The organism is Streptomyces sp. NBC_01235 (assembly GCF_035989285.1).
Taxonomy (GTDB): Bacteria; Actinomycetota; Actinomycetes; order Streptomycetales; family Streptomycetaceae; genus Streptomyces.
The window spans coordinates 10,035,566-10,049,030 of sequence record NZ_CP108513.1; the positions used below are offsets into that span (position 1 = coordinate 10,035,566).

Sequence of the window (13,465 nt, forward strand, 5' to 3'; positions counted from 1 at the left end):
GGTGCTGGGGAAGCGGCGACGTGAACGCAGCCGTGTCCGAGGCATCGGCGCCCGAGCCGCTGGTGAAGCCCTGCGGGGTGCCGTAGCCGTCCGAGCCCGGGTGGGCCCCGGCGACCACGCCGGCGAGTACGGGTGCGGGTGCGGTGCTCGTCTGATCGGCCTCCAGGACGTGGCGCAGCTTCTCGCCCTCGACGTCCACGTCGGGCATGACGCGGTCCAGCCACTTGGGCAGGGCCCAGGCGCGGTGGCCGAGCAGGGCCAGCACCGCCGGGACGATGGTCATTCGGACGATGAAGGCGTCGAAGAACACCGCCGAGGCTAGTCCCAGGCCGACCGACTTGATCAGTGCCGCGTCGTCGAGGAGGAAGCCGGAGAAGACGGAGATCATGATGACCGCCGCGGCTGTGACCACCCGGCCGCTGTGCCGGAAACCTTCGACGACGGCCTTCGTGGGGGCGGCGCCGTGGACGTACTCCTCGCGCATCCGGGTGACGAGGAAGACCTCGTAGTCCATGGCGAGGCCGAAGACGACGCCGATCAGCAGGATGGGCAGCACGCTGACGATGGGTGCGGTCTGGTCGACGCCGAAGACATCCGCGAGCCAGCCCCACTGGAAGACGGCCACCAGGACGCCGAGGGTGGAGGCGATGGTGAGCAGGAAGCCGAGGGCGGCCTTGAGCGGGATCAGAATCGAGCGGAAGACCAGCAGGAGCAGGACCAGGGCCAGGCCGACGACGATGGCGAGGTAGGGGATGAGGGCCTGGGCGAGCTTGGTGGAGACGTCGATGTTGACCGCGGTGGTTCCGGTGACCATCAGGTCGGCGCCGGTGTCGGTGCGCAGGGCGGCGCTGTGGTCGCGGATGTCGGCGACCAGGTCCTTGGTGGCCTGGCTGGTCGGGGCGCTTTCCGGGACGACACCGATGATGGCGACGTCGCCGGACTTGTTGAAGGCCGCGTCACGGACCGAGGCGACGTCGTCCAGCTTGCCCAGCACCGCGGTCGCGTCCGCGGCGGCGGCCTTGGGGTCGTCGCTGTTGCGAGCATCGACGACCACGGTCAGCGGACCGTTGAAGCCCGGTCCGAAGCCTTCGCTGAGGGTGTCGTAGGCGAGGCGCTGGGTGCTGGCGGGGGGCTTCATGGAGTCGTCGGGCAGGGTCAGGCGCAGCGACATGGCGGGGATGGCCAGCAGTCCGAGGCCGATCACCGAGACGGCGAGGACCTTGACCGGGTTGCGGGTGACGAACTTCGCCCAGCGCACGCCCAACGAGTCGCCCTCGCCGCGCTCCAGTGCCTTCATGCGGCGGGACTGCAGCTTGCCCTTCATGATCCGCGTACCGGCGAAGCCGAGCAGGGCGGGCAGCAGGGTCAGCGCGATCACGACGGCGACGGCGACGGCGAAGGCGGAGCCCAGGCCCATGGAGCTGAGCATCTGGATGCCGATGACGCTCAGGCCGGCCAGCGCGATGATCACGGTGAGGCCCGCGAAGACGACCGCGGAGCCGGCGGTGCCCAGGGCCCGTCCGCAGGCTTCTTCCGGGTCGTGGCCGTCGCGGATCTCGTTGCGGTAACGGGAGACGATGAACAGGGCGTAGTCGATGGCGACGGCCAGGCCCAGCATCAGCGCCAGGGTGGAGGCCTGGGAGGCGATGTCGAAGAACTGGGTGGCGATGGTGATCGACAGGATGGCCGCGCCCACGCCCAGGATCGCGGTGAGCAGGGGCAGTCCGGCGGCGATCATCGAACCGAAGGTGATCACCAGGACGACGGCGGCGACGCCCAGCCCGATCAGCTCGGCCGCCTTGCTGGCGGCCTTGTCCGCGACCGCGTCGCCGCCCAGGCTCACCGTGATGCCGGCCTTCTCGCCCTGCTCGACGACGGAGGTCTGGGCGTTGTGCGCGGCGTCACTGACATCGGCCTGGGCGACCTTGTAGGTCACCCCGGCGTAGCCGATGGCGCCGGACTTGCTGACCTGGCCGCTGGTGAAGGGGTCGGAGACGCTCGACACCTGCGGCGACTTCTCCAGCTTCGCCACCAGGGACTCGACCGCGGCCTTGTTGGCTCCGGAGGTCAGCTTCTGCCCGTCGGGTGCTTCGAACACGACCCGGGCGGAGGCCCCGCCCGCGGAGGCCTGCGGGAACTCCTTGCCCAGCAGGTCGATGGCTTTCTGGGACTGGGTGCCGGGCAGCGTGAAGCTGTCCGAGGTGGAGCCGGTGGAGCTCGTGGCGCCGATGCCTACGGCGGCCAGGACGGCGATCCACAACATGAGGACGAGGCGTCGTCGCCGGAAGGCGAATCGTCCCAGTCGATAGAGGAAGGTGGCCACGGATTACTCCCACCAGGAGAAGAGATCATTTGCGTGAGCAGGGGCCCGATCGACCCTTGATCTCAAGCTAGGGGCGGGTTTTCGCGCTCCCTGCCTCCTGTGGAACCGAATCGGCGCACGGCGATTAGTACTGCGGTACTAATGCCTCTCCTCCTCACGACTCCTCATGGCACGGTCACCAGCACCCGGCCGCGCCCGCCCGCGTCGACCCGGTCGTGGGCCTTGGCGATGTCCTCCAGCGGGAAGCGGTCACCGACGTCGACTCCGAGGGCGCCGACCGCGGCCGCCGCGGTCAGGTCGCGCGCGGCCTGCCGCTTGGCCGCGGCCGGGAAGTCGTCGCTGCCGAGCAGACGCACGGTCACATTGTTGAACAGGAGGGGCCAGAAGGGGAGTTCGGTACGGTCGCTGTGGGTGCCGTAGGCGGCGATGACGGCATCGAGCGCGGTGACCGCGTTGTCGAGGTCGGCGTTGGCCGACAAGGAGACCTCGACGACGCGGTGAACGCCGTCGGGCGCGTACGAGCGGATCGCCGCCGCCGGGTCGTCGGCGTCCAGGGCCACGGCGTGGGAGATGACAGCCGGGTCGACGTGGTCCAGATCGCCCCCACGGCGTACGGTGCCGATCACGGTGGCGCCGCCCCAGCGGGCGAGCTGGGCGGCCAGCGAGCCGACGCCCCCGAGGACACCGTGCACGAGCACCGGTCGGCCGTCGACCGGGCCGTCCGCGAACACCGCGCGGTGGGCGGTGACACCGGGGATGCCGAGACTCGCGCCGAGCTCGTCGCCGAGGTGGTCGGGGAGCCGGACGGCCTGATGGTCGGGTACGACGGTGTACTGGGCGGCGGTGCCGAAGGCCTGGTAGGACTGGGCGCCGTAGACCCATACCCGCTGCCCCACGCGGCGGGCGTCGACACCGTCGCCCACCTCGTCGATGACCCCGGCGGCATCGCTGTGCGGAATCACGCGGGGGTGCGGCATCGAGGAGCCGAGCCAGCCGCGACGCTTCTTGGTGTCACCGGGGTTGACGCCGGAGACGGTCACGCGGACGCGGACCTCGCCGGGGCCGGGGTGGGGGTCGGGCAGTTCACCGACGTGCAGGACGGCGGGAGCGGGACCCTGTTCGTCGTACCAGGACGCGAGCACGGATGTACCTCCGTTGTCTTTCAGGAGTACGCGGGCGGTTCCTCGCCCAGTACTTCGCGCAGCCAGGCGCGTTCGGCGCGGCTGGTCGCGCGGGCGGTGAGGAGAATGCCGCGCCGGTAGGGATCGGCGACCTCCTCGGCTCGCATCGGCCGGTCACCGTCGTAGAAGAAGCTCGCCGGCTCCTCCAGGAAGGCGAGGCGTCGGCGCAGCACCGCATGCTGTTCGGCGACGTCGGGCAGGTGCGAGAGGAACGACAGCACCGTGTGGAACCGGGTGAAGTCGGTGATCTCGTGGTCGGCCGGCTTGCGCAGCCGCTCCAGCATCTCGGCGCGCCCGGCCTCCGTCAGGCTCAGCACGTAGCGGGAGGCGCCCGCGCTCGGGTCGGCCCGCCGTTCCAGCAGGCCCGCCTTGGCGAGGCGGTTGATGGCCGGGTAGAGGCTGCCGTCACTGACCGGGCGGGTGTAGCCGGTCAGGTGGGAGACACGGCGGCGCAGCTCGTGACCCGGCAGGGGGCCTTCGGCGAGGAAGCCCAGTATGGCGAGTTCCAGCATGAGGGCATCGTCTCACAGGTCACATCGAATCGATATTTACATCGAATCGATGTGGCGGTCGCCGGCGGCGCACCTCGACATCGCGGTGACGGCGGGTAGGTCGTGTCCCGGGCAGTCACGCCGTCATGGTTGCCGAAACGTCAACACTCGATGACGGGCGGCTTACGAAACACTTTCGGAAACACACCAGTGACACAGCGCCGCCGGGTCCTAATACTTTCCCCATCCGGCTCACGTCTCATTGACCGTGATTCGCATCCATGAGTAACCGCCGGCGGACAGGTGTACGCCTTTCCGGTCTGTCGCACCGCAGTCTGATGTGAGCTGTCGCGGTGCACTGTGCGCTACCACAAGGACCACCTTGGGCTGAATCACAGTCGGGTCCGCCCCACCAGCAGTCGGCGTCACATGCCGAACTTCACCTCGGTGCTTTCACACGATGCAAGCGGCGAGCGGATCGCTAAATGGTTTCCCTTTGTTTGGTCGCGGAGCTGATTTTTCCGGCTCCAATGGCCGCTAACCATACGCTCAGAGGAATCGGAATGATCCAGAAAATGGCACGGAAGGTTCTCGCGGCAGCGGCAGCCTTCGGTCTGGGCGCGGTATTCGCCGTCGCCTCCTCGGGGAGTGCGTCGGCGTATCAGCCGAGCCAGACGAACTTGTACGTGTCGCAGGACAGCGCCACATGCAACAAGAAGCCCTGTGTTCTCTACCCGAAGTCGGCCCAGCTGCCGAGCGGCCGCATCGTGGCGTCGTTCGAGAACAGCAAGGGCGACCCGGTGGGACAGACGCTGCCCGTCTACAAGAGCGACGACGACGGCACCACATGGCAGAAGCTGACCGATCTCCAAGCCCCCGCCTACCTGTCCAGTGACTCCCAGTACGCGAAGTACACGAGCAACTGGACGAACCCGTATCTCTATGTGCTCCCGCAGGACGTCGGATCCCTTACGGCCGGCACCCTGCTCCTGGCGAGCGTCGTCTCGGGGGACGACTACTACTACAAGGAGCACAAGGCGGCCGACCCCAACTGGACACCGGACGGTGACGGCGACCGCAAGGACGTGGCGATCGCGTTGTACTCCAGCACCGACGACGGCGCGACCTGGAGCTTCCAGAACATCATCGCCGCCGGTGGGTGGTCGGGCAGCCGCGTCTCGAACGCCAACACCGACAGGCAGTCCGACCCGGTCTGGGAGCCGTACCTGATCGCCCGGAACGGCCAGCTCGTCGCCTACTACTCCGACGAGCACGACTACCTCGGCTTCAACGCCGACACCGGAATACCGACCCGCGACCCGGACGACGACACGGCCACGGATTCGTACAACCAGATCCTCGTGCACAAGACCTGGAACGGCAGCAGCAGCACGTCCTGGAGCAGCCAGCCGATCGTCGATGTCCCGGGCACGACAGAGAACCTCAACGGAAAGACACTGATCGGCAACGGCCGCCCCGGCATGACGACGATCGCCCCGACCACCGACGGCAAATGGCTGCTCACCTACGAGTACTGGGGCGGCGGGACGAACGTGAGATACAGGCTCGCGGACGACCCGCTGAAGTTCTACCCGAACAGTGTGACGGATCTCCCGATCAACAACCTGCCGGTGCCCTCCGGGGGACACACGCTGTCGACGAGCGGCAGCCCGGTGCTCGTCCCGATGCCGGACGGGCGGATCCTCTACAACGCGGCCGGCAGCGGCAACATCTGGGTGAACGAGTCCGGCAAGAGCGACGGCACCTGGAAGGAGTACCAGACCCCGGTCACCAACGGGTACAGCCGTAATCTCCAGTACGTCGACGGCACGGGACGCGTCGTCATCCTCCAAGCCGACTTCGGCACGGGCTACGGTCCCGTGCGCTACGGCGAGGTCGACCTCGGCCGGTCCGACGGGACCTACTCCACGCTCGTCAACCGCGCGACCGGTCAGGCCCTGAGCCCCGACGCCGGCAAGACACAGGACGCGAACCTCACCGGCAACGTCCCCGACCTCGTCCTGCGGGACCGCAACGCCACGGACGACACACAGCGCTGGCACCTGACCGCCAAGGGCAACGACGTCACCCTGCTCAACAAGGCCGGCGGCCGCTCGGCCGCCATCTGGACCGGCAACGCCACGGCCGGGCAGAAGCTCGCGCAGTGGGTCGACGACGGAGCCACCGACAAGCAGTGGACCCTCGTCTCCTCGACCGACGGGTACTACAAGATCCGGTCCGTCCGTAACACGAGCCTGTTCATGACGGGTGCGACCCAGAACGGCGCCGTCGACCTCGAGGCGTCGATCGACGCGTCCGGCAATCCCTCGGCGGACGACGCACAGGAGTGGCAGCTCGTCCAGGATCCGCTGCCGACGGACGCGACCTTCACGCTGAAGGGTGCCAACTCCGGCCGCTGCCTCGACGTGCCGAACGGCCAGACAGGTGTGCAGGTGCAGATCTGGGACTGCTCCGGGAACGCGAACCAGACCATCACGCAGACCACCGCTGGTGAACTCCGCGTTGCCGGCAAGTGCCTCGCCGCAGACGGTGACGGCACCACCCCGGGCACCAAGCTCATCCTCTGGACCTGCAACGGCAAGTCCAGTCAGAAGTGGTGGTTCCGACTGGACGGATCCGTCATCAACCGCTCCAACGGTCACGCCATCGACGTCACCAACTCGGCGACCGCCAACGGATCGAAGGTGCAGCTGTGGACGGCCCTCGGCAACGCCACCCAGAAGTGGAGCCGTAACTAGCCGACACCAGCGGGGTGCGGCCGCGATATGCGGCCGTACCCCGCTGAGCCGTGCCCGTACGGTGGCACACCCAGGTCGAGTTCGGCCCGGGCCCGTGTCACAGCCGGGGCACTGTGGCACATGATCGGTGGCGGGGAGTCCGCCGGGAACGACGCCCTCTGCCACTGCCGCCACACCGTCTCCGGCACCGACCAGATGGGGAGAAGATCCGCACGGCGGGCGAGCACCTTTCCCGCCGGCTCGACACCACGCTGCGGCAGCGGGTCAAGGCCGCCGGTGCCGGATACGTCGACTCCTGCCCACTCATCCCCGAGAGCCCCGCTGTCCCCGTACACCCCAAAGAGCGAGGCGAAAAACGGGGTGTGATCGACGCCGTCCTGCGCACTCCCGACGGTCCACAGCGAGCGTGAGCAATGCGGTGCGGTGGCTGCCGTCGGCACAGGAGCCTTGCCTCCGGGCATTTCGTCCCGTTAGCTTGCGGCGGAGTTTCGGGTGACAGTTCAAAGGCGAGGCGCACGAGTGACAGGTCGGGACAGGACGCGCGGGGATGCGCAGTACGGTTTGCTGACCAGCATCGCCAGTGAGGCGAGGGTGTCGCTCAGTACGGTGTCCAAGGTGGTGCACCGGCGTCATGACGTCGGTGCGGCTACGCGCGCCCGGGTCGAGGAGCTGCTCGCGCGGCACGGATACGTTCGTCCGGGAGAGCATGATCCGGCGGCGCCGCGGCAGATCATCGCGGTGTTCCGGGACCTGTCAGGGCCGTACACGCTGGAAGTCGTCCGCGGCATAGTGGACGCGGCGGACGAGCTGGGCGTGGACGTGGTGACCGGGACGACCAGTCATCGTTCGATCTCCCAGTGGCTCGAGGAGTGCGTGGCGCTCGACGCGGCCGGACTGATCATCGTGATCTCGATGCTGGCCGAGGACGACCAGCGCCGCATCGTCGAGCAGCGGCTGCCGGTCGTGCTGATCGACCCGCTCAGCGCGCCGAGCCACGACATCCCGAGCATCGGGGTGACGAACTGGAACGGGGCCAGGGAAGCGGTGCAGCACCTGCTGGGACTCGGGCACACCCGGATCGGCATGGTCGCGGGACGGTCGCACTCGCTGGCCGGGGCGGCGCGGCTGCACGGCTACCGGGCCGCGCTGGAGGAAGGGGGGATCACGTACGACCCGGCGATCGTGCGCTCGACCGACTTCGACTTCGAAGAGGCGCTGCTCGCCAGCCTGCAGGTCCTGCGCTCCGACGATCGGCCCACGGCCGTCTTCGCGGCGAGCGACGCGCAGGCGCTCGGTGTCCTGGAGGCCGCCCGTCAGCACGGGCTCCGCGTTCCCGAGGACCTGGCGGTCATGTCCTTCGACGACACCCTCGTGGCGGCCATGGCCTGCCCGCCGCTCAGCGCGGTGCGCCAGCCCTTCGAGGAACTGGGCCACGAGGCCACCCGGGTGCTCATCAACCTGGCTGAGGGACGGCCGCCCGCGTCGTCGCGGATCGAGCTGGCGACGGAACTCGTGCTGCGCACCTCGACGTCGGTGCGCCGCCCAGTCGGTACGGAGCCAGTCGGTACGGAGTGAGGACAGGCCGGCTGACCGATGTCACGAGGGGCGAGGGTCCGCCCCTCTGACGTCAGACGAGCGGGACGGTCACCGTGGTGGGGGAGTGGGGCAGCAGGTGCACGATCTGCCGTCGGTCCGCGGCACCACGGTATACAAGGGTGACGTCCCGCTCGAGCGGCGACGTGAGAACCACCCGGGCGAAGCCCGCCGTCACGTCCCACGTCATCTCGGCGACGCTCACTCCGGCACGCGTGGCGATGCCGCGCAGACTGCCGGAACGCCACTCCGGGGGCAGGGCGGGCAGGAGTTCCAAGGTCCCGGGACGGGAGTCGAGCAGCATTTCCACGACCACGGCCGGCAGACAGTGGGCGGCGTCCGCGTTGTAGATCTCCAGATCGGGGTTGTGCGAGGTCATCAGGGACCGGAAGATCATGTTCCGGCCCACGATCTTGAGGACGTTGGCCCTGGCCGTCTCGCCGTCCTTCAGGCGTGCCGCGCACAGGGCGCGGTGCAGGCTGCCGTGCGCGGACATGTTCTCGTCACCGCGCCGCAGCAGCGCCTCGCGGGCGGCGGCGGCCAGGTCGGGGGTGTCGTCCGGGGTGATGTCGTGCAGGGGCCACACCGGGTAGAGGTGGCTGACGTGCCGGTGGTCGTCGGCGGTCTCCAGCCCTGGCCACGCCCACTCGGCGAGCGCTCCGTGGTCGTCGACGCGGTACGGCGGCAGCCGCTCTGCCAGCGCCCGCCAGCGGACGGTCGCGGCCTGCTCGATGCCGAGGTGCGTACAGACGTCGGCGGCGGTCGAGAGCGCGTGCCGGGCCGCGGCCACGTCCATGGTGGCGTTGACCCCGGCCGCTCCCCGTTCGTCCTTGGGGCCGACCTCCGGGGAGTAGGACGGGACGAGGACGACGTGTCCGTCGTCGTCCTCGCGGGTGAGGAAGTCCTCGAAGAAGACGGCGGCCTCGATGAGCCAGGGGGCGAGGGTACGGGCGAGGAAGTCGTCGTCGCCGGTCGCCTGCCAGTACTCGTGCAGCGGGAACAGCAGCCAGTCCGCTCCCGCCAGCCACATCGTCCAGGGCCAGTCGTCGTCGAGGTGGAACAGCAGCCCGTGTTCGCCGTCGGTGCGGCTCGGCGCGAGGACTCCGCGGGCGCCGTAGATCGTGCGGGCGTTGGTGCGCCAGTCCTCGATCTGCCCGCCGATCAACGCGGCGTACGGCGCGATCAGCTCGGGCATCCCGGTGAGGACCGCCCCGGCCATCTGGAGGTTGATGTTGGCGTCGGTGGTGTAGTCGCCGGACCAGGCCGCGCCCCAGGCCCCCAGCCACAGCCCGGTCAGTCGGGGCGGAAGGACCCCGCTGGAGCTGAGCAGCAGGTAGCGGCCGGAGTGGAACAGCGCCTCGACCAGCGCGTTGTCCAGCACCTTGGGGTCGGCGCGGGCGAGCAGCTCGCTCACGGGGAGGCTGCGGGCGCTGTCGGGCACGCCCAGGTCGAGTTCGGCCCGGCCGTAGAGTTCGCCGTGTACGGGCGCGTGGCGGGCGAGCAACTCGTCGTATTCGGGGGCCAGTTCGGCCAGAGTCGTGCGGAGCACGTCGGTGCGGGGAAGGGGCGCCGAGCGGTCCATCCGAGTCAGCAGGACCACGCGCGTCGCCCCCTCGACACGGACCGTGTCCCCCTCCGCCCCGACCCGGCCACCGGTGACGACGGCCCGGGTGACGCCGGCGAATCCCGCCGCACCGGGCCCGGACGGATACGCCCCCACGACGGCGAGTGACGCCTCACCGTCCCCGCCGGCCTCGGCGGACATCGTGAAGGTGACGTCGGAGGGGCGGTCGGGCAGCTCGCCGGAGAGCCGTATGGTCAGGTCGAGCCGCGGACCCGTGATCTCGACGACCGCGACGGCATCGGTGCGCGACACGAACGCGCGCCGTGCCCACTCCCGCTCGCCGTCGGACCAGGTGACCCGCACTTCGCCAGTGGCGAAGTCGGTGACCCGGCGGTAGCGCTCCACCGGGCCTTCCTCGGCCGCCGCGTCCACATGCAGCACGTGCCCCGGATGGAAGGACTGAGTCCAGGCCATCGCCCTGCCGTCGGAGAACTCGCGCTGCGCCTGTTCCCGCTCCCCGGCGAGGACAAGGTGGCGGACGTTCTCGAGACGGGCGGCGACGGGCGGCGGCCGCATCCCGAGGGACTCGTTGGGGAGCACGTAGCGGTGATGGTTGTGGACGATCCGTTCCCGGTGGGGATGCCCGAACACCATGATCCCGTACTCGCCGTTACCGGAGAGGAAGGCATCCTCCCAGCGGTCGGCGGGTTGTGTGTCGTGGATGCTGTGCACCGGCATGCCCGGCCTCCCGGAAGTAGCGTGCCTGAGCGGCTCGAACAGGCTGCGGGGGAGCCTACAAGAGTTGCCCACACGACCTACGAAAGACTTTCGTAGACCGAACAGCGTTGAATTTCCGCAGGTCTTCGGGCTTTCCGACGCTTTGCACCGGACGGCGTGATCGAGTCGGCGTGTACTTTCGCTCAGCACACAGTCTGCGGACGCCGACAGGAAGGTCCACGCCGAAGTGAGGGGCCCAGCCAGGTCGCGCCAGAACGCCCAGTACGGGCTTCTCACCTCGATAGCCAACGAGGTCGGCGTCTCGCTCGCGACCGTTTCGAAGGTCGTCCACCGGCGGCGCGACGTGTCTGAGGCGACGCGGGCCCGGATCGAGGCACTGCTGGCGGAACACGGCTACGTCCGTACATGGGAGACCGACGCGCGCCGACCGCGGCAGATCCTGGCCGTGTTCCGGGACCTGGCCGGACCGTACACCCTGGAAGTCGTCCGGGGCATCGTGGAGTCGGCGGCCGAGGCAGGCGTCCACACGACCGTCGGCACGACCGGCAGGCGATCGATCGCCCAGTGGCTGGAGAAATCCGTGGCGCTCGGCGCCGCGGGAGTCGTCATCGTCATCTCGGCTCTCGCCGAGCGGGACCAGCGCAGGATCCTGGATCAGCGGCTGCCGGTGGTGCTCGTCGATCCCCTGAACGCGCCGAGCGTGGACATCCCGAGTGTCGGGGTGACGAACTGGCACGGTGCGACGACCGCGGTCCAGCACCTGATCGGACTCGGGCACCGCCGGATCGGCATGCTGGCCGGCCGTTCGAGTTCGCTGGCCGGGTCCGCCCGTCTGCACGGCTACCGGGCTGCCCTGGCGGAGGCCGGGATCCCCTACGATCCCGCGCTCGTCCGGTCGACGGACTTCGACTACGGCGAGGCGCTGGGCGCTGCGTGCAGCGTCCTGGACCGGAGCGAAAGGCCGACGGCTCTCTTCGCCGCGAGTGACGTCCAGGCCCTCGGTGCCCTGGAGGCCGCCCGACGGCTCGGTATCGCCGTGCCGAGCGGTCTGTCGGTCATGTCGTTCGACGACACCTTGGTGGCTGCCATGGCTTCGCCACCACTGAGTGCCGTACGGCAGCCGTTCCGTGAGCTCGGTCAGGAGGCCACGCGCGTCCTGCTGCACCTGGCCGACGGCAGGCCTCCTGCGACGACGCGCAGGGAACTCGCGACTGAATTGGTCGTGCGCATGTCCACCGCCCCGCCCCGGGTCGAGAAGGACGGGAGCGCCTGACCTCGAATTCCGCAAGCCCTCGGATTGCGAAAGTCTTTCGGAACTGAAGCCCTTCCGGTATTGCCGCGGCCGAATTGCGCCGCTTAGCGTGACCGACGCCAGCTCAACCGCAGGAGCAACGGGACGCAACCCTTGCGCGAAAGCACCTGACGGTCATGGCCATCGACCCACATCCCTCAGTGCGAACAGGCCGGGACGGCCTGCCGGGTGAGCACACCCGTACAGAGGGCATTGCCGACTCGAAAGGTGTTCAACGATGAACAGAGTGTCCCGACGGTGGTTTCTCACCGCGACGGCGGCGACCACGCTGAGCGTCACCGTGGCGGGCTGCGGCTCGTCCGGCAGTTCCACGTCCTCGCCCACCGGCAATGTGGACTTCTGGACGCTCCAGGACCCGACGAACTCGGTGCAGAAGACCGCCGTGGACTCCTTCAACTCCGCCGGCAAGGGCAAGGTCAGCATGACCGTGATCGCCACGGACGGGTACAAGGACAAGCTGCGGACCGCGATGGGCTCGGCGAAGATGCCCGGGATGTTCTTCAGCTGGGGCGGAGGCAGCCTCGACGACTACGTCAAGGCGGGCAAGCTCGTGGAGCTCGACGGGATGCTGGGAACGCACTTCCTGCCCTCCGCGCTGGCCGCCGGCAAGGTCGACAACAAGCTGGTCGCCATCCCGTGCCGTGGCACGCAGCCCGTGTTCCTCTTCTACAACAAGAAGGTCTTCGCCGATGCCGGCGTCGAGCCGCCGAAGACATACGCCGAGCTGCAGAACCTGGTGAAGGTCTTCAAGGGCAAGGGGATCACACCGTTCGCGCTCGCGGGCAATGCCAGCTCCTCGTGGACGGAGCTGATGTGGGTCGAGTACCTCGTCGACCGCCTCGCGGGTCCGGTGCTCTTCGAGAAGATCCAGAACGGCGACTGGTCGCAGTGGGGGGACCCGGCCGTCCTGAAGACCGCCCAGATGATCAAGGAGCTGGTGGACGGCGGCGCCTTCGGCAAGAACTACGGCTCGGTCAACTACGGCGCCGGCGGCACCTCCACCCTGCTCAACAAGGGCAAGGCGGCGATGGTCCTGATGGGCTCGTGGGAGTACGCCGTCCAGCAGGGCGAGGCCCCCGACTTCGTGAAGAACGACCTGGGGTACGTGGCCTTCCCGAGCGTCGAGGGAGGTAAGGGCGACGTCGGCAACGTCGTCGGGAACCCCACCAACTACCTTTCGGTGACCACCGCCGCCGCCAAGGACACCGCGGCGGAGTTCCTCAAGACCACCTACAGCGACAGCTACGTCCAGGGGCTCATCGAAAAGGGGGAGGTGCCGGTCACGTCCAATGCCGAGAAGCTGCTCGCCAAGGCGCCCGACCCGGCGTACGCGAAGTTCCAGTACGACATGGTGGCGAAGGCCCCGTCCTTCACCCAGTCCTGGGACCAGGCGCTCGGCCTCACCCTGGGCACCCCGCTGCTGACCGAGATCCAGAAGCTGTTCAACGGACAGAGCTCGCCGGAGCAGTTCGTCAGCGCAGTCCAGGCGATCAAGAAGTAGGAA

General features: G+C 68.8%; 7 protein-coding genes and 1 pseudogene. 4 read left to right on the plus strand and 4 right to left on the minus strand.

Going from position 1 to position 13,465, the window contains the following annotated elements; translation table 11 throughout:
* Positions 1-172: 172 nt before the first annotated feature.
* The 3 genes and pseudogenes from OG289_RS45035 to OG289_RS45045 form a co-directional block, all read right to left on the minus strand.
* Positions 173-2,323 (minus strand): annotated as a pseudogene (locus OG289_RS45035) (MMPL family transporter); the annotation flags it as partial.
* A 164-nt stretch (positions 2,324-2,487) separates the two neighbouring features.
* Complete coding sequence (locus OG289_RS45040) at positions 2,488-3,465, minus strand: NADPH:quinone reductase (RefSeq protein WP_327319799.1); 978 nt, start codon at positions 3,463-3,465, stop codon at positions 2,488-2,490.
* Positions 3,466-3,485: 20 nt separating this feature from the next.
* Positions 3,486-4,016 carry a PadR family transcriptional regulator gene (locus tag OG289_RS45045; protein WP_327319800.1) on the minus strand — a complete coding sequence of 177 codons (531 nt, stop codon included), beginning with the start codon at positions 4,014-4,016 and terminating at the stop codon, positions 3,486-3,488.
* A 554-nt stretch (positions 4,017-4,570) separates the two neighbouring features.
* Here OG289_RS45045 and OG289_RS45050 point away from each other — a divergent pair.
* Positions 4,571-6,754, plus strand: coding sequence for an RICIN domain-containing protein (locus OG289_RS45050; protein ID WP_327319801.1), 2,184 nt, complete (start codon positions 4,571-4,573; stop codon positions 6,752-6,754).
* A gap of 519 nt (positions 6,755-7,273) precedes the next feature.
* Positions 7,274-8,329 carry a LacI family DNA-binding transcriptional regulator gene (locus OG289_RS45055; protein WP_327319802.1) on the plus strand — a complete coding sequence of 352 codons (1,056 nt, stop codon included), beginning with the start codon at positions 7,274-7,276 and terminating at the stop codon, positions 8,327-8,329.
* Positions 8,330-8,381: 52 nt separating this feature from the next.
* On the opposite strand, the gene OG289_RS45060 is transcribed toward OG289_RS45055, so the two are convergent.
* Positions 8,382-10,649, minus strand: coding sequence for a glycosyl hydrolase family 95 catalytic domain-containing protein (locus tag OG289_RS45060; RefSeq protein ID WP_327319803.1), 2,268 nt, complete (start codon positions 10,647-10,649; stop codon positions 8,382-8,384).
* Positions 10,650-10,875: 226 nt separating this feature from the next.
* Between OG289_RS45060 and OG289_RS45065 the strand changes: the two genes are divergently transcribed.
* Complete coding sequence (locus OG289_RS45065; protein WP_327319804.1) at positions 10,876-11,922, plus strand: LacI family DNA-binding transcriptional regulator; 1,047 nt, start codon at positions 10,876-10,878, stop codon at positions 11,920-11,922.
* A 256-nt stretch (positions 11,923-12,178) separates the two neighbouring features.
* Positions 12,179-13,462 carry an ABC transporter substrate-binding protein gene (locus OG289_RS45070; RefSeq protein WP_327319805.1) on the plus strand — a complete coding sequence of 428 codons (1,284 nt, stop codon included), beginning with the start codon at positions 12,179-12,181 and terminating at the stop codon, positions 13,460-13,462.
* The last annotated feature ends 3 nt before the right edge of the window (positions 13,463-13,465 follow it).